Origin of the sequence: Desulfovibrio sp. (assembly GCF_019422935.1) — a bacterium.
Classification (GTDB): Bacteria; Desulfobacterota; Desulfovibrionia; order Desulfovibrionales; family Desulfovibrionaceae; genus Desulfovibrio.
In genome coordinates this window covers 1-19,286 of sequence record NZ_JAHZCJ010000001.1, presented here as the reverse complement: position 1 = coordinate 19,286, position 19,286 = coordinate 1, and the positions used below count along the sequence as shown (strand labels likewise).

The 19,286-nt window shown below is 48.6% G+C and carries 18 protein-coding genes and 1 pseudogene; 16 read left to right on the top strand and 3 right to left on the bottom strand.

The annotated features are described in order from the left end of the window. Nucleotides 1-14: 14 nt before the first annotated feature. Both QZ383_RS00095 and QZ383_RS00090 read right to left on the bottom strand, forming a co-directional pair. Entirely contained in the window at nucleotides 15-548 is a 534-nt protein-coding gene (locus tag QZ383_RS00095; protein ID WP_291442019.1) for a hypothetical protein, read from the bottom strand. Further along, the gene (locus tag QZ383_RS00090) at nucleotides 538-1,596 is read right to left on the bottom strand and encodes a hypothetical protein (RefSeq protein ID WP_291442017.1); all 1,059 of its coding nucleotides are present in this window, start codon (nucleotides 1,594-1,596) and stop codon (nucleotides 538-540) included. Before QZ383_RS00090 ends, QZ383_RS00095 begins: the two co-directional genes overlap by 11 nt. 645 nt (nucleotides 1,597-2,241) lie before the next feature. Between QZ383_RS00090 and QZ383_RS00085 the strand changes: the two genes are divergently transcribed. The 10 genes and pseudogenes from QZ383_RS00085 to QZ383_RS00040 all read left to right on the top strand — a co-directional run bounded on the left by QZ383_RS00085 (nucleotide 2,242) and on the right by QZ383_RS00040 (nucleotide 10,435). Then, a complete protein-coding gene (locus QZ383_RS00085) occupies nucleotides 2,242-3,015 on the top strand; it encodes an ERF family protein (RefSeq protein WP_365860585.1) in 774 nt (257 codons plus the stop codon). Nucleotides 3,016-3,082: 67 nt separating this feature from the next. After that, on the top strand, nucleotides 3,083-4,246 hold the full coding sequence (locus QZ383_RS00080; protein WP_291442015.1) for a hypothetical protein: 1,164 nt from the start codon (nucleotides 3,083-3,085) through the stop codon (nucleotides 4,244-4,246). 16 nt (nucleotides 4,247-4,262) lie between these two features. Beyond that, nucleotides 4,263-4,625, top strand: a complete 363-nt coding sequence (locus QZ383_RS00075; protein ID WP_291442013.1) for a hypothetical protein — start codon at nucleotides 4,263-4,265, stop codon at nucleotides 4,623-4,625. A 67-nt stretch (nucleotides 4,626-4,692) separates the two neighbouring features. After that, on the top strand, nucleotides 4,693-4,938 hold the full coding sequence (locus tag QZ383_RS00070) for a type II toxin-antitoxin system prevent-host-death family antitoxin (protein ID WP_291442011.1): 246 nt from the start codon (nucleotides 4,693-4,695) through the stop codon (nucleotides 4,936-4,938). Continuing rightward, nucleotides 4,928-5,224: a type II toxin-antitoxin system RelE/ParE family toxin gene (locus tag QZ383_RS00065; RefSeq protein ID WP_291442009.1), complete on the top strand. Its 297-nt coding sequence runs from the start codon at nucleotides 4,928-4,930 to the stop codon at nucleotides 5,222-5,224. Before QZ383_RS00070 ends, QZ383_RS00065 begins: the two co-directional genes overlap by 11 nt. A gap of 353 nt (nucleotides 5,225-5,577) precedes the next feature. After that, nucleotides 5,578-6,552: pseudogene (locus QZ383_RS00060) on the top strand (AAA family ATPase); the annotation flags it as partial. Nucleotides 6,553-6,921: 369 nt separating this feature from the next. Beyond that, nucleotides 6,922-7,959 (top strand): DUF3150 domain-containing protein, encoded by a 1,038-nt coding sequence (locus QZ383_RS00055; RefSeq protein WP_291442008.1) that lies wholly within the window; start codon nucleotides 6,922-6,924, stop codon nucleotides 7,957-7,959. Between the two features lie 59 nt (nucleotides 7,960-8,018). Further along, the gene (locus QZ383_RS00050) at nucleotides 8,019-8,255 is read left to right on the top strand and encodes a hypothetical protein (protein ID WP_291442006.1); all 237 of its coding nucleotides are present in this window, start codon (nucleotides 8,019-8,021) and stop codon (nucleotides 8,253-8,255) included. Nucleotides 8,256-8,385: 130 nt separating this feature from the next. Next, nucleotides 8,386-10,017 carry a VWA domain-containing protein gene (locus QZ383_RS00045; protein ID WP_291442004.1) on the top strand — a complete coding sequence of 544 codons (1,632 nt, stop codon included), beginning with the start codon at nucleotides 8,386-8,388 and terminating at the stop codon, nucleotides 10,015-10,017. Between the two features lie 253 nt (nucleotides 10,018-10,270). Continuing rightward, entirely contained in the window at nucleotides 10,271-10,435 is a 165-nt protein-coding gene (locus QZ383_RS00040) for a hypothetical protein (protein ID WP_291442002.1), read from the top strand. A gap of 356 nt (nucleotides 10,436-10,791) precedes the next feature. On the opposite strand, the gene QZ383_RS00035 is transcribed toward QZ383_RS00040, so the two are convergent. After that, on the bottom strand, nucleotides 10,792-11,310 hold the full coding sequence (locus QZ383_RS00035) for a hypothetical protein (protein ID WP_291442000.1): 519 nt from the start codon (nucleotides 11,308-11,310) through the stop codon (nucleotides 10,792-10,794). A 253-nt stretch (nucleotides 11,311-11,563) separates the two neighbouring features. On the opposite strand from QZ383_RS00035, the gene QZ383_RS00030 reads away from it, so the two are divergent. The 6 genes from QZ383_RS00030 to QZ383_RS00005 all read left to right on the top strand — a co-directional run. Beyond that, entirely contained in the window at nucleotides 11,564-13,762 is a 2,199-nt protein-coding gene (locus QZ383_RS00030; protein WP_291441998.1) for an AAA family ATPase, read from the top strand. Nucleotides 13,763-13,795: 33 nt separating this feature from the next. Next, nucleotides 13,796-14,797, top strand: a complete 1,002-nt coding sequence (locus tag QZ383_RS00025; protein ID WP_291441996.1) for a WYL domain-containing transcriptional regulator — start codon at nucleotides 13,796-13,798, stop codon at nucleotides 14,795-14,797. A gap of 71 nt (nucleotides 14,798-14,868) precedes the next feature. Then, complete coding sequence (locus QZ383_RS00020; RefSeq protein WP_291441994.1) at nucleotides 14,869-16,887, top strand: ADP-ribosylglycohydrolase family protein; 2,019 nt, start codon at nucleotides 14,869-14,871, stop codon at nucleotides 16,885-16,887. Nucleotides 16,888-16,943: 56 nt separating this feature from the next. Continuing rightward, nucleotides 16,944-17,675: a hypothetical protein gene (locus tag QZ383_RS00015; protein ID WP_291441992.1), complete on the top strand. Its 732-nt coding sequence runs from the start codon at nucleotides 16,944-16,946 to the stop codon at nucleotides 17,673-17,675. Between the two features lie 972 nt (nucleotides 17,676-18,647). Beyond that, nucleotides 18,648-18,992, top strand: coding sequence for an IS3 family transposase (locus tag QZ383_RS00010; protein WP_365860579.1), 345 nt, complete (start codon nucleotides 18,648-18,650; stop codon nucleotides 18,990-18,992). Further along, a partial coding sequence (locus QZ383_RS00005) for a DDE-type integrase/transposase/recombinase (RefSeq protein WP_291441989.1) occupies nucleotides 18,980-19,286 on the top strand: 307 nt, incomplete at its 3' end. The genes QZ383_RS00010 and QZ383_RS00005, both read left to right, overlap by 13 nt.

Genomic DNA, 19,286 nt, shown 5'->3' with positions numbered 1-19,286 from the left:
CAAATCCTCCAGAGTTACACCACAGATTCAACGACCTGTAGGTAGAGTAAATTGGTGTCAAAAAATTGTTTACCTAGCCTTCTGTGCGTCTCTCTGCTTCCAATCCCCTGTAATCGAAAATCTCGCAGATTAGCACTAACTTCATGCAATAAGCTTCCTATGCGCTTAAGCGCCTCTACAGCTTGCACCATTTGTCCGATTCGAGCCCTTGCTTCCAGGCCATGCCTGTTTAATGCAGCGACCTCTTCAACTTCTAACACCCTTTTAATATTAGCTATCTCCTTGCGAAGAGCATCGTTCCGCATCTCTAATTGTTTTGTTCTTTCTCTAGCCTGCTGATACTTGCAGTATGACGAAACCAGGTCAATCAGGCTTTCTGCTGCATCCACAAAGGCAAGAGCTGGATTGGCGCTAGATGATGTTTTGCGAAGAAGCCCGTACATACGAGAACCCGTCCTGTAGACGCGTTCAACACGGTCATAATTTTCAGAAGAAATGAAAACCGAAAGCACCTTAAATCCAATAAGACGAGTTGAGTCAAGAGACATCTTCATCTCCATCATTTATATAGTCAGGAGTCCACGATTTTCTATTAGAGAAATTGTAAGCAAAGGCACTTAATACAGAAGCTGACGAAATGTTACGACTCCGCAAATGTGTATGCATGGAAACAGTTCTCGAAAAAATCGAATATGAAGCAGCTTCTTGCAGGAGAAACTGTGATATTTCCTTTTTCCAGGCTGATTTCGGCCATCCAAGAGCAGGGTAAGAATCTTGTACAGGATTACTATCACTGTCACACACTCTCTCTCCTGTCAGCAAACAAATTTCCGTCTGGACAGCAGGTGGCGGTATAATTTCGGATGGGAAATATACGTCCCCTACTGGCTGCTGATAGACTGTCTTGATCACCAGACTGGGTAAAAACAAAGGAATAATAGAACCAGTTTTGTGGGAAATATCCACGCCCTCCGGGAGGGCAAATACACAGTATTTTTCTTCTGGATCATAGTTATCATCAAGCTCGTTTCTATCTGTTTGCACAAAAGAAGCATATACTTGCCAAGTATCCGCACTTTTTTCAGCTTGACTTGCCGTTGTATACTCTGGAACTAAAAATCCCAGCAAGCGATATATATGTTCTTGGCGCGAGAAGGCAAAGGGGCGTTGCCGATTGTCATAGGCATTTATTTTCAAGGAGTCGTCTAGACATGAGGACTCGTCAGTAAGTATCTGTGTTTCCATAGGTAAAATGATTTTTAACGATCGGCCCCAATGAGCCCACACCTCAAAGTCTTTACCATGAATTGCCTTGAGGCAAAAAGCGTAATGTTTCCCGAGCTCGGTAAGGTGTCCCTCATGGATAAGCGAAAACAGGCGTAGACGCTCAATTATTGCTGTAATATCAAATGGAAAGACCTCAACAACATGACTCAATACGCTTCCAGCATGAAGCTCCAAAAGAACAAATTGCGAGACAATTCCCAAATGCCCATGCATGAATTCGTCGAACAAGCGATGCGTGAACCGCAACGTTAGCCTACGAAAATTTAATGCGAGAGAAAGTTCTTTTGGAAGGGTGCTGCCTAGGTTCATAATTAATCTCCCCACTTCCAGCATGCCATAGTAACGTCACTCATTTCCTTTTGATAGACTATAGAAACTTTGAAGGCACTTTGTCATTTGGGGCTTGCAAAATGAGCTCGCCGAGAAGGAACTGATAAGTATGGATTAGTCACGATGTTCAATTTGCCACCCTATTCCTGAATAAGAATGAAAAGAACCTGCATTTTCCCCTCCAAAACAATTCCATCTGCAAAAAAGAATCGCCCAGAGTGGGGTGGAATTTGCATGAACATGACTAGCACCATTTTTACCAATATAAAATTCGTTGTAAACACGTTGGGTTCCGGTGCTTCCGCACATAAAGTCGGCAGCTTAGGAGGCCCACGCCTATTTCTGGAAAAGATAAAAAACCTCAAGACGCATGAAGTCTGTCGGTAAGGAAACGATATCCCTTCGACTTTTATCGCACTAGTGTTAATTGTCTACAAATAAAGCACCGATCATAGTACCACAAACATCTCGCCGCCTAGCAGCTTGTTCCGAATGCCCCTCCCCCTGAAAAGTATGCCATTGAAAAGTTATTGTTCCTGAAATGGGAATCAAATAAATGGAACCTGGATCAATGTTTGTCACCAATTTTTAAGAATATATTATTGTTACAAGAACACCAGGATAATGTTTCAAATCAACCTGAACGCTCTATCCGGATCAAGCCGGATGGGGCGTTGCCATTTTCAAGGGACAAACATGCACGAATACCAATCAGAAAACATTACCGATTTGGCTAAGGCCCTACTCATTGTTCAGCGAACCATGCAACCCATCGTTAAGGACGCAGAAAATCCCTTCACCAAAAGCTGGTACGCCAGCCTCAACAGTGTCATGGACGCCTGTCGTGATGCGCTTATCGAAAACGGCATCTGGATGTGCCAGTACCCTGTGCCAGTGGAGCAGACCAACTCATTAGGGCTGGTTACCAAGCTGACGCATACTGAGTCTGGCCAGTGGCAAAGCTCCCTTGCTGTTGTTCCTATGCCGAAGGCAGATCCGCAAGGGATGGGGTCGGCAATGACATACGCCCGTCGTTATGCTCTAACCGCCATGTTGGGCATGGTAACTGAAGATGACGATGGTGAAGGTGCAAAAAACGGCAAAAAATCGCCCACACGTCCAAAACTGCCCGTAAACGCCCCCGAATCACAAAAAGAACGACAACGCAACCCATCTACCACAAATAATATTTCAGGCCCCTCAAATCGACCGCCAGCAAGCCTTGAAAATCTCCCGCCGCTGGAAGGCGTCACCTACCAGCAAGTTACAGCCCAGGACGGACGTCCTTGCATCATTGCCACCGGCAACACGCAGGCCAAAGAGGAATTACTGACGGGCTCAGGCTTCCGCTGGAACCCGCAGAGAAAATTGTGGTGGAAGTATGTTGACGCTGCATAGCAAAAATAAAAATGTCGAGTGAGAGGGCTGCCTGATGGCGGCCCTTTCGCTTTTATGGAGATAACCCATGGAACAGAAAGACCGCACAGAAGGATTACGGGCGTTGATCAGACAGGGTCTGCAAGCCGTTGCCCACAAAGACACACTTGCCCATCTGGGTGACCGCTCCTGCTATGTGGGAATGAGCGACATCGGCCAGCACTGGGAATGCCCACGGGCTGCACTGGCCAGAAAAGTGCTGCCCACCACAAACAGCCTGGAGCGTCTGCTTACGCTGCAGCGCGGGCACTGGTTCGAAGCTGGGGTTGGGCAAGCTCTGGTATCACTTGGCCTCCATGTACTGCCCCAACTTGAGATCAACTGGCAGCATCAAGGCGTGCCTATCAAGGCTCATCTTGATTTTGTGTTGGTCTGGGGTGCGCCCGTCAATGCCATACGAATTCTGGAAGTAAAAAGCACCGACAAGCTTCCCGGCACCCCACACGATTCCCATCTGCTGCAACTGCACGGGCAAATCGGCCTTTTGGTAAAAGCATGGAACAAGCCCGTCTTCAGCCTCCGTGCTGAGGACGGTACGCTTCTGCATGAGAAGATGACCTTCCCTCAACTTTGCCGTGCCCAGCTTGGTCTTGAGATGCCTTCAACTGCTGCCAAGACAAGCATAGAAGCATGGTTGCTGTGCCTTTCCATGAAAGAGGTTAAAGCGTTCGGCCCCTATGGCTTCAATCAGGCCATGCTGGATACTGCCCTTGACCATGCGGCACAACTTTGGGGCGAACTCGCAGATTTCCGCGCCGGCCACATAACCCTGGCACAGGTTGATTGCGCTCACGGCTTTTACCCGTTGTGCTCGTACTGCGAACACAACGGTGACTGCCCCAAATTCCCGCAGGGCGTGCAAATGCCCCAATGGGAACCAGCTCTTGAAAAGCTGGCGGCACTCAAGGAGCAGCGCACCGCTTTAGATAGCGAAATAAAAGAGATGGAAACTGTGCTCAAGCTTGTTCACCGCCAGGCTGGCACACGGGATTGGGTAGACACGGGAAATTACCGATTCCGTATGTCAGTGACAGCAGGCCGAACCACGTTGGACAGGGATGCTCTGCGGGAGGAGTTGACCGAAATTTTTCATGCGGAGCATCTGGGCGACATCGACGTGGACACCTTGCTGGCCCGCTGTGAGCGTACGGGCTCACCTTTCGAAAAATTGAGCATTTCGCCCATAAACTGACCTTCGGGAGATCTACATGGGATATTATTCTGACGTGGCCCTGTGCCTGACAAAAAATGGCATGGATCAGTTAAAAACAGCTCTTGCAGAGGCAGAAAAGAACAATCCCGACAACTTTGCAGCAATCAAAATGCTCATCGGTGGCGAACCCAGCAAAATCGATGAAAGCACCGGGGCTGTTGTCTTTCTGTGGAAGGGGGAAAAGTGGTACGAGGAATTTGCTGAAATGGCTTTTGTAGCAAAACTAATGGACAGCTTGCCCAGCGAAGACTTCCTGTTCATCCGTCTTGGCGAAGATTATGACGACATTGAAACTCGCGGTAGTTATCGGTGCAATCCGCAGCTGGTGCGAATTACCCGGGAAATTGCAGCGGATTGAGGTTCATTGACTGATGTTAAATTTGATGTCATAAAAGATATCGAATTTATCCAACTTGGAGGATTTCATGGATTCCATACACTCCAATATTACCGTTAGCGTCACGGAACTCAAACGGAATTTTGCGAATGTCCTGGCAACTGCCAAGGATGCGCCGGTGGCAGTTTTGAACCATAATAAGCCAGAGGCATACCTATTGTCCGCAAAGCATTACGAAGAAATCCTCGGAATTCTCGAAGATCTTGAAGACAGAAAGATTGTTGAAAAGCGCGAAAATGGCCCTTTTGTCAAGGTAACGCTTGATGAGCTATAGTCTGCAGTTTCATGAGCTGGCACTGAAAGAATGGAAAAAGCTGGATGCCTGCATCAGAGAGCAGTTTAAAAAGAAACTGGCAGAACGGTTACAGCAGCCGAAAGTTCCTTCATCTGCCCTGTCTGGCATGCGTGATTGCTACAAGATCAAATTGCGCTCCATTGGGTATCGTCTTGTGTACAAGGTCAATGATGACATTCTCTTTGTAACGGTCATCTCCATTGGCAAGCGTGAACGCCTAGAGGCATATCGACAAGCCTTACGACGTATGCCCTCTGAAGAATAGTACCATAAGGAGAACACTGCTTCCTGATAGGCAATTGTCAGCAGTGCAACGGAGACATTATGCCACTTAGCCTTGAAGAGCTGGTTGCACTGCCATTGAAAATCAGCCTGTTATTCTTGAATTTGAGCTTAAAAAAGGCATTCCGTTGAACTACCTGAATGAACAAGGGCACCCTGCGTTACCCTGATGGTCATACGGAGGCCGTCTCGCTGCCTCAGGCCGCAGAAGTTCTCCAGTCGGACAATTCCGTATAGTTCACAAAAAACTATCCTAGCTAGACTGATACCATATTTCGAAGAGCCCGGTTCCCTTAAAAGGAGCCGGGCTTTTTCTGCATCTAAGGAGCAGCAATTATGAACACAAATTTGATCGAAGAACTTAGTAACCTGCAACTCGCCGACCTCAATGCAGGACAAGTCTTCAGCGGCAAGTCCTCCGGCACCACGGTCAGGGGCTACGCCGTTCCTTCGGCCTACACCCCGGCTATTGACCACGACTATATTTTCCATGAGTCCAGCCGCGATGTTGTGGTTTGGTTTCTCAACCCCCAGGAACCACTGTACGTCTTCGGCCCCACAGGCTGTGGTAAAACGACATGCATCAAGCAGCTGGCAGCCCGCCTAAACTATCCAGTTTTTGAGGTTACTGGGCACGGGCGGCTGGAGTTTGCCGACCTGGTTGGTCACCTGACAGTAAAAAATGGCAGCATGACCTTTGAATACGGCCCACTTGCGCTTGCCATGCGCTACGGGGCGATAATTTTGTTGAACGAAATCGACCTGACCTCGCCAGAGATAGCAGCAGGCCTGAACAGCGTACTTGACGGCTCCCCCCTGTGCATAGGGGAAAATGGCGGCGAACTGATTGTGCCACATCCCATGTTCCGTCTGGTTGCCACGGCCAATACCAATGGCGGTGGCGATGACACCGGCCTCTACCAGGGCACCCAACGGCAGAACCTTGCATGGCTGGACCGCTTCACAATCTGCGAAGTTGGCTACCCCTCTACCGATGTGGAAAAACGCCTGCTCGCACGGCGCTTCCCATCGCTGCCCGAATCGTTGTGCGCCACCATGGTGGACTACGCCAATGAGGTTCGCAAGCTGTTCATGGGCGAGGCTTCCACCAGCAATCTGACTAACGCCATTGAAGTTACATTCTCCACTCGCAGTTTGCTGCGATGGGGTGGTCTGACCGTTCGCTTTCAGCCGCTAGCTCATCAGGGCGTACAGCCTGTCACCTACGCCCTCGACCGGGCTCTGGGCTTCCGAGCCAGCCGTGAAACCCGCGCCATGCTGCACGAACTGGCTCAGCGCATGTTCCCTCAACAGGTGGAAGTTGAGTCCCCCCAAACCTTAACGGCAGAAACAGAAGTCCTGCAAGGTGAGCAAGCCCTACTCTTCATGCGCTGCCATCTGCATCACACACCCACGGTGGCCAAGCCCCGCGTTCATCTTCAGGTAGTCCACAACCTTTCTGGCAAAAAACAGGACGGCAAATACTGGATCGGCGAAGCCAGCCCTGTTGGGCTCACGCTGGAGTGGGGCAAACCGGACACTGTCGGGCAACAACACTTCATCTCCGCTGAAAATTGTGCTGGCAACAATTCCGTGCTGGAACTTGAAGCTCGCGCGACAAAAAAGATCACGCAAGGCTACACTCTCAATCCTGCAAAAAGCTCTTTCTAGGAGAAAACCATGACAAAACTTGTTTCAGACATCCGCATTTTGGACAATTTGTTAGCTCTCAACCTTAACGTCAGCTTGTGGTCTGCCCGTCGCAAAATGAGTCAGGAAGACCTAGGTGGTGCGGAGCTACCCCCTGAAGATCTGGCTTCTCTGGGCTCAAAGCGCATTGCCGACCCGGAAAACCTCAAGGTGTTCGGCACGCTCAAGGCACGCGCCTTCAACTACCTTGACCGGCACGGGGTACGGTTCATGTCTGGCTGGGCTATCCCCGAAGAAAAAGCCGGCGAAATCGTGCAGGAACTGCTTAACATCCGCACCGAATTCCAGAAAGAAAAGGAAGCGTTTCTGGCTGACTATGATCAAAATGTGCAGGCATGGATTGAGAAGCACCATCAGTGGGGCGAAATTATCCGCAACTCCCTTGTGGGGCCTGATTATGTGCGCGCCCGCATGGATTTTTGCTGGCAGTTGTACAAGGTGGCCCCGCTGGAGCAGCACCCGGACAACACCGCTGTGTTGGAAGCCGGTCTGGCGGAAGAGGTGCAGGGCCTCGGCGGCACCCTATTTGATGAGGTGGCCAAGTCGGCTGACGATATATGGCGCAGGGTTTACCATGGCAAGACGGAGGTGACCCACAAGGCGCTCTCACCGTTGCGCACCCTGCATACCAAGCTCACGGGCTTGTCATTTGTAGAGCCGCATGTGGCCCCGGTGGCTGACATCGTGCAGGCTGCACTGCTGCGCATGCCCAAGAAGGGCAACATCACCGGCACAGATCTGCTGCTGTTGCAAGGGCTGGTATGCCTACTCAAGGACAGTACGGCTCTAGTGGGCCACGCCCAAAAAGTTATTGAGGGCTATGGCCCGGCCTTTGTGCTGGATGCCCTGTTGGCTGGTCCGGACGTTATCCACGAGTCGGGCGGCCTTGCTGGACAGATGGATGGCACCGTGGATGGGGGTATGGACGATGAGCCCATTTTGCCTGATATTTCCGTGGCAGATAGTGCTTTGCCGCATCCTGCCATACCCAGCCTGGGTCTGTGGTAATATCAAAAATTCATTGAATAAGGCTAACGCTATGGCTAGCCTCAAGGAAAGGGAGCCCCATGCAACAAGTATCCACCAGACGGACAAGGTTCGCCAGCCAGATGGATGCGGACCTCTATGAATGCCTCAAAACAATCGCTCGACAGGAAGGCCGTCCAATTAGGGCAGTACTGGAAGATGCTGCACGTGCATTCATTGAAAATCGCAAGGAAAATATTGCACAGAAGAGCGTACTTGAGGCTCTTGATAAAAGCATGCTTGAACACGACACGCTTTATAAAAAGTTGGCAAAATGAATCCAGCTTACCTCCCGCCCGCAGGGCGACACACTACGCTGGCAAACGATCCGCCATGCTTTGTAGCGTTGCCTAACAAACCCAAACAGTAGCCCGGCAGAAATGTCGGGCTTTCTTATTGTGGGGTACCATGATTCGAACAAAAGATGTTCTCAACTGTCTGCCCCTGCTGGCGTCCATCCTTGGCGACCGCTATGGGGTGCAGGTGCGTATTGGCGGCAAGGAAGCCTGCACCAACGGTAAGGTTATCCACTTGCCATCGTTGCCCATGGATTGTGAGCCGGAATTATTGGCGCTGGCCAAAGGGTTCACAGACCATGAGGCTGCCCATATACGGCATACGAATTTTAGCGTGCTGCAAGCCGCCAACCTTGACCCTGTGACCTTCAACTTGTTCAATTGCCTTGAGGATTGGCGTGTTGAAAAAATGCTGTCAGGCATTTTCCCTGGCTGCCGAAGAAACTTGAACTGGCTGATAAGACGATTCTTTGTAGAGCAAGCACAGCCAAGGGCCGGGGACGATTCCCCGGCCCTTGCTGTTTTGGACTATGTGCTGTTGACGGTGCGGGTCTGGGATGTGGATGAGGTGACCCCGGCACGCCAAAACGCGGCGAGCATCATGGAGCATCACTTCCCCGGATTGAAAGAGGCCCTGGATGCCATATTGGTCAAGGTCTACATCCATTGCCCGGATACGACGGCAGCAGTTGAATACGCGAAACAGATCGCCCTGTGCATCCGGCAGTGGGAACCGCCTCAGCCAATGGCAACCAACAAGTATACGGACAAAAACGATCAAGGCGACATGCCACAGTCGACAAGGGAGGCCAATGATTCTACTTCACAAATAGACCAACAATCTTGGCCTGTTCAACCGTCGAGTGCTTTGAGTGATTTACCGCTCAAAGCTCTTTTTCATGCGGAGGCGCAGGATCTACCCCAGCAACTCGGCGAAATCTTGGCGATTGAACTTACCAATAATAGTATCGAGGCTGCCGGTGACGCTCTTAACGTCGCGGTAGAAGGCACACGACCAGCAACACCCTTGCCAGCTAATCAGAAACTGCAAGCGTTACAGGCCAGCATTGCGCTGCGTATACGCCTTCAGGGCTTTCTGCAGGCGCAAACGCAAAGACGTTGCAGCATCGGGCGCAGAGGGATTCTGCACGCTAATTCGCTTTATCGTCTGCAGGTTGGCAATGCTCATATTTTCCAAAAAAAGTCTGTGCAACTGGGCCTCAATACGGCTGTCCATGTCCTGCTGGACGTAAGCGGCAGCATGGCTGGCGCACCGATTAATCTTGCCAATCGGGCCTGCTATGCCGTGGCAACAGCGCTAAGCCATATCCGTGGCGTGAATCCAGCGGTTACGGCTTTCCCTGCTACGACGGTCACAAACTCTGTATTCCCCATCATGAGGCATGGGCAGTTAGTGCCAGACTTGTTCGACATTCGGGCTTCTGGCGGCACACCCTTGGCTGGGGCCTTGTGGTGGGTTTTGCAAACCATGCTGCCCCTCAAAGAACAACGCAAGATGATCTTGGTTATCACTGACGGCATGCCGGACAACACGCTGGCCGCAAACAATGCCATCGGGGTGGCCCAAAAACTCGGCTTTGAAGTTTATGGCCTAGGCATACGGGATGAGCACATAACACGCCTGCTGCCGCATACCAGCAAGATGGTCAACGACTTGCCTGATCTGGTGCCTGCCATGTTTGCCATGCTTCAGGTCGCCTTGCTCAATGGTGGTGCGGCATGATGGTCCCCCTTGATTTCAACCCTTGGTACCGAGCGGGAATATTCCGTTTCTTTACTCTCAACAAAAAGCGGCGCATCCCGCGCTGCTAAAAATGAAGGAGGACATATGAACCCACTGGCTTGGATACCAGTAGCCATCGCCGTATTGCAGGTCATCAAGGATAACTGGGACGACTAGCCCTATAAGGCTGGCATGCAGAAGGCGGGAATTCCCCCACCTTCTATCATTTCGCAATAACAAGGGGAGCAAGAATATGAGCAAGACTTGGGTATTTATTGGCGGTATGGTGACCGGAATAGCAGGTGTATTTGCTGCGGCGTTTGCGGCTGAAGAGTTTGACGCTCGCAAACAGCCCGGAAAGGACAGCACAATTGAAACCGAAAACATACTTGCCCTGCCAGAGGCAAAGAAGCCATAACAAAAAATGAAGTAGCCATGCATCCGGCATCTGTTCACGAACCGGATGCATGGCAAAGAACTCCACAGCTAAGAGATTGCTCAATTCAAGATAAATGTGGAGGCAATGGACTATAACACTATATTTTCTGCGCCCCCCCAATTAATCAGCAGCGCACTACCCCATTTTTCACACACCGATTTATGCTTCCAGATGTTGCGGAAAGGTGACCATGGAACAACCTTGAGAAACCGTCTGCGCTCATTACATCAATCACCAGCGGCACAAAGACATACGAGGACGTGCAAATAGTACAAAAACGGAATCTACCTAAACCTCACAATCTGGCTTCGGCACTACTAGGGCCCATAAAAAACCTAACCTTGCCTGTTGGCAAAGGGCAAATTCCCATAAATATTTTTAAACCTCTTCAGCAAACAGCCTTCACACCCCTTTGGATCTTCAGGGGCGACGCGCCATGCAACAAGGCACTCGTCAATATTTTCCAACTGCCAGATTGATCTTCCACCACGGTGCGCTGCCTTTATACCATTTCCATACCGCATATACGCCTGCAAACGCGCCTTAAGAGTTGTTTTGTATTTCGGGCCGCCAGCCTTGCCAATATATAATATTCTTGTTCCCTGCACCCAGCGTTGCTGTAATTTTTCTTCGCTCTGCGGCGTGACCTTGTTGGCGCGGGCCCCCCTGCCGGGAACGCAAAAAATGGGCTGCTCTGTTTCGCCGGGGAGCAGGATCATGTAGACGCCTGCCTCTTTGGGAACATTGGCGCAGGCACTGCCCAAATCGCCAATTTTTTCAAACCCTGTAAAGCCTTGCGGGTTAGCATCAGAAAACGTTTTAATATCAAATATTTCAGCCCATTCCATGCTCATTCTGCCTCCAAAAATCAGCAATTTTTTTGCCCTAGCGTGCAGACGGTAGCGGGCACATTACATGGATTTTTACTTACGGCAATTATTGGGCACGTCAAGTAGCGCACCTGTTTATGGTGCTATCGTTGGTTGTTGGCTAGCAATTCACTATTGGCCGTGCGTTGTCCTGGCGGTAAAGTCAAATAAACTGAAAACAACCGTCAAAATCTGAAACGATAAATGTGCATGGTACCTGCAAACAAGGAATCCCAACATGCGCAAATCGTTTCAAATTTCATGTCCATCCTCAGACACTTTGATTTCACCAGAAGTAGCATTGGGCAAGGCCCTAGCAAGCAAATGGCTTATGAGGCTCCTTGACCTACCTATTCCATTGAACAACTATTTCTTTTCTTGTCTACGCTGGTGCGCAGACGACCTAAGGGATTTTGTCGTTATGCTCCAAGACCAGATGGTCGCTTATTCTGGTCGCAGCCATAACAATACAAAGCTTCGCCACGCCATTAAAGAAATGCAAACAAAGCCAGTAAAACGTCTGGACGATGCCCTGGAAGAACTCGCAGAAGATCATGCGTGGTTTCAGCCTCACCTCAGACAATGCGCACAAACATTTTTATCCTCCATCTATCCCCATGAACAAATATGCAAACCCTACACCAAATCACAGAAAAAAATTCAAACTTTTTTTGGCTTGAGCAATGAAGCAATGAGTTTGTGTATCCTCGCTTTTTTGACAGGAAATTTTCGTTTTGTAGAAATTTATTTTGAAGACACCCTGCGTATTCAGTCTGTTGAATCCAGACTGACGCTCAGCTACATGCTGAATATCCCCAGCACTGTTTGCAAGGAAACAATTGCACAATTGCAAGATATGGGCATTCTTTATGCTGGGGGATCAGGCATCAGGCTTTGCGAAAAATTTGAAACAATCTGGCAACGTTGCGATACAGCCTCATTGCACAAAATTTTTTGCACTCCCTTGCGAGGCAAGTCTCTGCCTCTAAACGAATTTAACATTGCAGAAGAGAGTAAAAAACACGTTATGCGCCTGCTGCGTCGCCAAAGCAGCAGACCTGTTCATATTTTGCTATACGGCGCACCAGGCACAGGAAAATCCAGCTTTGCCCACGCCCTTGCCAATGAGCTAAACGTTAAGGCTTGGGCTGTTCCTTGCAAAGAGGATGACTTAACCCAGGACAGGCGCATTGCGCTCACGGCATGCCTACGAATGGCTGCTCCCCATAAAAATAGCTTTGTTCTAGTGGATGAGGCAGAGCGCCTTTTGGACACCTCTGTAACCATGTACAGAAGTTCATCCACCAAAGCGTGGCTAAACGAATTTATGGAACACCCAAACCAGCATGTCATATGGATAACCAACGATGTTAACCAGATTGATCAGGCAGTTCGCAGGCGTTTTAGCTTCAGCATCCATTTTGAGGCACTGGATAAAATAGAACGTCGACGCATCTGGCTCAGAACAATGCAACGATTGCAGGTCGAAAAGCATATCGCACCTGAAGTTGTAGAACAGTTTTCTGACCAATACCCCACGCAGGTAGCTGTCATAGAACATGCCTTACGCGAAGCCAAAACATTAGCCACGCGCAACGGCTTTGCCGCCTGCGTAGAGCGTATTTTGCTGGCACATGCGACCCTGGCGGAAAACGGAATTAAGCCCAAAAGAAAGCCCACCAGTGACACCTGCAACGCTTACAGCCTGGACGGTGTGTGCACAGTTCAACCATTTGGCGTGCAGCTTGATCAACTTCATCGTTTGAACAAGCACCTGAACACCAACAAAACTGGCTGTCAGGGCATGGGCACAATTCTTTTTTATGGGCCACCTGGAACTGGCAAAACAGCACTGGCAAAACATCTTGCACATCTGTTAGGGAGGAATTTAACCATCAGGAAAGCTAGCGACCTGTTAGATCCCTATGTTGGCATGACAGAAAAAAATATTGCCGCCGCATTTTCTGAGGCGCAACACAATGACACCATGCTGGTTATCGACGAAGCAGACAGTTTTTTGAATAATCGCGACAGTGTGAGCCAAGGATGGGAAAAAACTCAAATAAACGAGTTCTTAACTGCTCTTGAATCCTTTACAGGGCTTTGCATTTGCACCACCAATCATAGAAATGGGATGGATCCTGCGGCAATGCGACGTTTCAGTTTTAAAATTGAATTTACATATGCCGGGCCAACGCAGCTGGAAGCCCTCTATACCAAAGTGCTTGCCCCAGTTGTGGGCACACCACTATCACTTGAGCTTAAAAATAAACTATGCTTACAAAAAAAACTTACCCCTGGTGACTTTCATGCCGTGCTCATGCAGTTCTGGCTGTGTGAGCAAGGTTCGATTTCTCATGAAGTGTTGCTGTCAGCCTTGCTCCACGAGCAGTCATTAAAGCTCGAAGATGTTGCACAACGTATCGGTTTTGCCTAATAATTAACGAATTAGTTCATTAAGGAGACCGTAATGGGCAAAAAGTGGAATGACGCAAAACCAGCAGAAAAACTACTTGGCCTTTACACTATGCTGCTGGTGGCGAACCGCCCGTACAGTCTTACGGAACTCTCAGGCATGCTTTGCTGTTCTAAACCGGCCGTAACCAGGTTGATTGAACAGCTTGAAGGATCACGATTTGGCAAAATACAACGCTTTCAGCAGGGGCGCGAGGTTCTATATCAACTGGAAAAGCCATCACGGCTCCCCACGGTTTGCCTTAATGCCGAGGGGCTGTACCAACTTGCCCTTTGTCGCGAATTGCTGACCAATTTGCTGCCAGAAACAATGCACAAAGAAATGGAAATAAGCCTGCGGCAAGCTGTGGCTTTTTTGCCGCAAGGTTCACAGGAGCTGCCTGATCACATTGGTACAAGCATATCCAAAGGGCGAATCGACTATAAGCCTTTTCAAAAAATGCTTGGCACTCTTTTGGAAACTATTCGCAAGCACAAAGTCTGCGAAATTACATATAAAGGTGCGACAACTACAAAAGAAAAATCTTTTGATTTTGCCCCAAAGCGCATGATTGGATTCCGAGAAAGTCTCCTGATACAAGGCTATGTTGTAGCAGCAAAAGGCACAGTTGTTCCTGTTTATGAAAACCACACCACGCTCGCCTTACACCGTATCAAGGTCTGCAATGCCACCCGGCGGGCAGCCTGTGTGCCGGAAATTCCCGAGCCAGGCAATAGTACATTTGGGGTAATGCAGGGAGAGCCCTTTACCGCCGTGGTGCGGTTTGCCCCCACCGCCGCCACCTATGTGGCAGAACGCCAGTGGAGCGCGCAACAAACCATAGAATTTCATGATGATGGTTCACTAACGCTGCACGTGCAGGGGCAGAGTGTGCCAGAATTTTTATCGTGGGTGCTGAGCTTTGGCAAAGCCGCAGAAGTTCTTTCGCCAGAATGGTTGCGAGCTAAAGTTGCACAAACAGTTGCAGAGACACACGCACAGTATTTTGAAGTATAACACAATTTAAATTTTTTTGGATGGTTAACAATTTCATACCCTGTGGTATGCTTCTGCAAAAAGGGGAGAAAATGTCGATCGCGCACACAAGCAAAACCTCACCACTGAAAATCGCTACACCTGAAGGTTTTCCAGGCCTTGGCATGTCAATTTGCCCTGGAAAGGTTGACCCTTGTGCCATGAGTGGTTCATGCAACAGAGACCTTGCAACTGATATTGCCCGCATACAGCAATGGGGGGCACGAATTGTAGTAACTCTCATGGAAGATTCAGAACTTTCTGCGCTCCATGTAAAAAATCTGGGCCACGCAGTTAAAAAGGCTGGGATGACATGGTGGCATTTCACGGTTGTTGATGGGTCTGCCCTCAAGATGCGACAAAGCCACGACAATTGTCATACATGGGATCTTCCCTGCGCCTTGCTCAGGCTACTGATCTCCCTTGGAGGCAAAATTTTCATCCACTGTCGAGGGGGCTTAGGTCGCACCGGTACGCTGGCAGCTCGAATTCTCATTGAAGAAGGGTGTGAACCAGAAAAAGCCATTTCCCTGATTCGTAAGGCTCGTCCTGGTGCTATCGAAACAATAGAGCAGGAGGTCTATCTTCTGAACCTGCCTCCAATTCTTGAGGCTAACAAAAAAAGAAATATTGTTCGTGCGGGCATGATCGGCGGAGCTATTGGCGATGCAATCGAACATTCAATCACAACATCAAAAAAAATATACACATCTGCATCAGACTGCATTAATCACATAGCTAGTTTAGACACGTTGCAAATAACACAAAGCACGCTCCTTTCACTTTTTACTACTGAAGCGTTGATTCGATCATACACATCCCCAGCAGCAGCCTGCCCTCGCTTGCGCCCCCTCCATGCAAAAATGGACAACCTGCTAAAGAAACTAGGCAATACAAAAAATATAGAAGCAAACAAGCTTCGAATCTTGAACGAACATGCACGCGAGGCCATGGGCACAGCCACCCAAAGGTTAAAATACCTCTACCCAGAACTATGCATGCAATATATTGCAATACGCGACTGGCACACTCTACAATCAAACATATCCACCTTAGTTCAATCTAAAGGAAACGGCTCACTTTTTCTGGCCTACCCCAATGGGGCGGCAGGGCTACAGAATGGCTATATCAATAAATCCTTTCCCGATTCAAAAACATTTTTCCCAACCAACAGCAATAAGGGTTGCCTTAGCATCGCACGCCTCACACCAATCGGCCTCATAAGTGCACAATACAATTTTTTTCCTATTGGCGATAAGCAGCACATTATCCGCACAGATGACAGTAATGATGCACAAAATATTTACCAGGGAGATTTTAGGCTTGGATTTAGCTCCTCACGATTGACGCATAGCGACCCCATTACGTCGCTAGTGGCTGGGGTCTGGGTAAGGCTTGTTAGCTTGTTTGCCTTTGACAACGCGCCTACAGGGGAGCGCCTTGAAAAGCTGCTCAAAGACATATCTCGCTATACTAATATTATATCAATAGAGAATTCGCTTCATGAATTGATATATGCTGCTTTTACTTTTGGGCGAAAAAAATATCTCAGCAAAAATACCAGCGCTGAAATTCCAAGCCAATTAGGAACCGGCAGCACAGCAGATGAGGCTCTTGCCATAGCCCTATATTGCACCATCGCCCATAGGCGTTATGAAGATGCAGTCTTTGCAGCGGCAAAAAACAGCAAAAATTATGGTGGGATACAGATATTGATAAGTCAGCTTTGGGGGCTCCTTCACGGACAAAAGGGCTTTCCTACAGCCCTGATATCCAAGCTGAAATATCGATCTTCCATAATCGCAATGGCTGATACTCTGTCTGCAATATCATATTCACAGCACGAAACTCGGATGATAGCTGGGGAATTATGGCCTAATGCAGATTTTTCTTCTTTATTAAACCCAGAAGTTAATGCACCACACCACAGCGACACATTGGAAGGACATGCTGCAAAAGAAGAGACCGCATTCATTAAACTTCCCAATGGTATGTCAAAAAAATTAATGAAACGGTACAAACATCCAAGTCGTAATTGTGAGCAAAAAATAACACTGCCTGAACGACCTTGATATTGTGCTTAAGTCTGTTTTAAATCTGAATTATAACGACGACCAATGGAGATGTAATGAATAGCAATATTGATACAGTTTTACATAAATTTATACATGAATTTTATGGTTATGGTAATTATCATGGAAAAATATGGTTTATTGGCATGGAAGAAGGCGGAGGCAATACAAAAGAAGAAATCATGGCGCGTATTAATGCATGGACAAAACATTGCAGCGAATTGGTAGATGTAGCCTCCTACCACAAAGCCATTGGTATAGACAAATTCTTTGCAGACCCCCCCGTATTACAAACTACGTGGAGCAAATTAATACGCATCGCGTTATGCTTTCAGAATATTGCCCCATCGATAGATCGGATACGCCAATATCAGGCAAAACGCCTGGGCCGGTGGAATGACGATACCTGCCTTCTTGAATTGCTACCGCTGCCATCCCCATCAACCAGTAAATGGCACTACAACTCCATTTCTACGCTGCCATATCTCAGCTCAAGAAAAAACTATTCTGAGGAGCTTCTTGCTCTCCGAATAAAATCAATTCAACAAAAAATCATTCAATATTCACCTAATGTTGTCATTTTTTACAGCAAAAAATATGCAAAATACTGGGAAGAAATTGCTGACGTTCCATTTATGGAAGCAGCAGACAACATAAGCACAGGGCATAACGGAACCACAACTTTTGCAATTGTTACCCACCCTGCGACTCATGGAGTTACAAATGAATACTTTTGCAAGGCTGGCAATATCATCCGCACACTCCATCAAGAAAAAAACTCCACTTAACGGAAGTAAAAATTTTCTTGGCCGTTTCAAGAACCAGTTTTATGCAGCATCGTCACTGATATGAGCCATTTTTAGAAAAACAACTCAACGTAGCAGCTAGCTCAACAATTCTTGCTGGTTGCAAATTTCTTGCTTACAAGCTGAGATATATGTTGAGATAAAGTGCAGCAAAATTCGACCCATTGAAACCCATAGATAGAAAAAGCAATCAAATTTAATTCATACACAAAAGGAGAGCATCTTGAGTAAATGTAAGTATTGCGGCTCTAGCAGCTACGGTTCAGGCTGCCCCAACAGCCCCACAAAAAAACACGAACACGTTGACGATGAAAAAAATTGTGTATTCTGTGGTTCCACCAACTACGGCTCAGGCTGTCCCCACAGCCCGACAAAAAAGCACAAACATGGCTCCGATCCCAAAAAATGCATCTGGTGCGGCTCTGCCAGCTTTGGTTCTGGTTGTCCGCATAGCCCAACACAAAAGCATGAGCACAATGACAACGAAAAAAGATGCGCTTACTGTGGCTCCACCAACTACGGCTCAGGCTGTCCCAATAGCCCAACCAAAAAGCATGAGCACAATGACGATGAAAAAAAATGTGTATTCTGTGGTTCCACCAACTACGGCTCAGGCTGTCCGCACAGCCCGACAAAAAAGCACAAGCACGGCACAGGAGCCAACAAATGCACATGGTGCGGTAGCACAAACACGGGCGCAGGTTGTCCACACAGCCCCACCGGCAAACACGAAAAATAACACTGCACATTAAAGAACCCAAGGGGAGCCGAGCTGCCCCCCTTGGGTCTGACCATGCCTACAGGCAGAGTTTAATGCATGGCTTGAGAGAAATGCAGAGGCTCGAGGCTGCCAATAAGTGCCTAGCCTAGCTTTTTCCAATCTAGCCAGCCTTGCTGATTTGCCCAAATTGATTGCGCCGTTTTGGGTGCGCAAGCCAGTAGTCAAGGGAAACCGTGCATCACATTCAGGCTGCGCATGGCTACTCAGAGCGGCGGGCTTGCCGAGTGATTCAGTTTAATCGGTGCTCAGCCAGACGGCCACCATCTGAGGACCGTGATCTTCTTTTGCGGACTCGGATGCTGGAACTGGCAAATGATCGGCGGCGTTTCGGTTCTCCGCGCTGGCATGAGTTATTGCGCCGGGAAGGGCTGGTGCAGAATCACAAGCGGACAGAAAGGATTTACCAGGAAGAAAACCTTTCACTGCGCACCCTCAAGCGGGTGAAGCGTTCAAGCCATGCCCGTATTCTCTGGCTGGCCCTGCTGGCCCGGATGAGCAATGGGCGATGGACTTTGTAAGCGACTCCCTTACGGGTGGACGACGCATCCGGATTTTGACAATTGCCGATCTATGGGATCGTTCAAGCTCCGCGCTCGAAGTGGACATGTCGTTGCCTGGAATTCGAGTTGTGCGTGTTCTTGAAAGGCTACGCCTTCAAGGAAGGTTACTGGAGCGTATCAAGGTTGATACTGGGCCGGAATTTATCAGTAAGGCCCTGGACACATGGGCTTTTGAGCATGGAGTGCAGATAGAGTTTACTCGTCCGGGGAAGCCCACGGATAATGGGCACATTGAAAGCTTTAACGGAAAAT

Excerpts from the sequence above, each read along its gene's own strand:
- QZ383_RS00095 (WP_291442019.1), bottom strand. The coding sequence starts at position 548 with ATGTCTCTTGACTCAACTCGTCTTATTGGATTTAAGGTGCTTTCGGTT.
- QZ383_RS00090 (WP_291442017.1), bottom strand. The coding sequence starts at position 1,596 with ATGAACCTAGGCAGCACCCTTCCAAAAGAACTTTCTCTCGCATTAAAT.
- QZ383_RS00085 (WP_365860585.1), top strand. The coding sequence starts at position 2,242 with ATGTTTCAAATCAACCTGAACGCTCTATCCGGATCAAGCCGGATGGGG.
- QZ383_RS00080 (WP_291442015.1), top strand. The coding sequence starts at position 3,083 with ATGGAACAGAAAGACCGCACAGAAGGATTACGGGCGTTGATCAGACAG.
- QZ383_RS00075 (WP_291442013.1), top strand. The coding sequence starts at position 4,263 with ATGGGATATTATTCTGACGTGGCCCTGTGCCTGACAAAAAATGGCATG.
- QZ383_RS00070 (WP_291442011.1), top strand. The coding sequence starts at position 4,693 with ATGGATTCCATACACTCCAATATTACCGTTAGCGTCACGGAACTCAAA.
- QZ383_RS00065 (WP_291442009.1), top strand. The coding sequence starts at position 4,928 with ATGAGCTATAGTCTGCAGTTTCATGAGCTGGCACTGAAAGAATGGAAA.
- QZ383_RS00055 (WP_291442008.1), top strand. The coding sequence starts at position 6,922 with ATGACAAAACTTGTTTCAGACATCCGCATTTTGGACAATTTGTTAGCT.
- QZ383_RS00050 (WP_291442006.1), top strand. The coding sequence starts at position 8,019 with ATGCAACAAGTATCCACCAGACGGACAAGGTTCGCCAGCCAGATGGAT.
- QZ383_RS00045 (WP_291442004.1), top strand. The coding sequence starts at position 8,386 with ATGATTCGAACAAAAGATGTTCTCAACTGTCTGCCCCTGCTGGCGTCC.
- QZ383_RS00040 (WP_291442002.1), top strand. The coding sequence starts at position 10,271 with ATGAGCAAGACTTGGGTATTTATTGGCGGTATGGTGACCGGAATAGCA.
- QZ383_RS00035 (WP_291442000.1), bottom strand. The coding sequence starts at position 11,310 with ATGAGCATGGAATGGGCTGAAATATTTGATATTAAAACGTTTTCTGAT.
- QZ383_RS00030 (WP_291441998.1), top strand. The coding sequence starts at position 11,564 with ATGCGCAAATCGTTTCAAATTTCATGTCCATCCTCAGACACTTTGATT.
- QZ383_RS00025 (WP_291441996.1), top strand. The coding sequence starts at position 13,796 with ATGGGCAAAAAGTGGAATGACGCAAAACCAGCAGAAAAACTACTTGGC.
- QZ383_RS00020 (WP_291441994.1), top strand. The coding sequence starts at position 14,869 with ATGTCGATCGCGCACACAAGCAAAACCTCACCACTGAAAATCGCTACA.
- QZ383_RS00015 (WP_291441992.1), top strand. The coding sequence starts at position 16,944 with ATGAATAGCAATATTGATACAGTTTTACATAAATTTATACATGAATTT.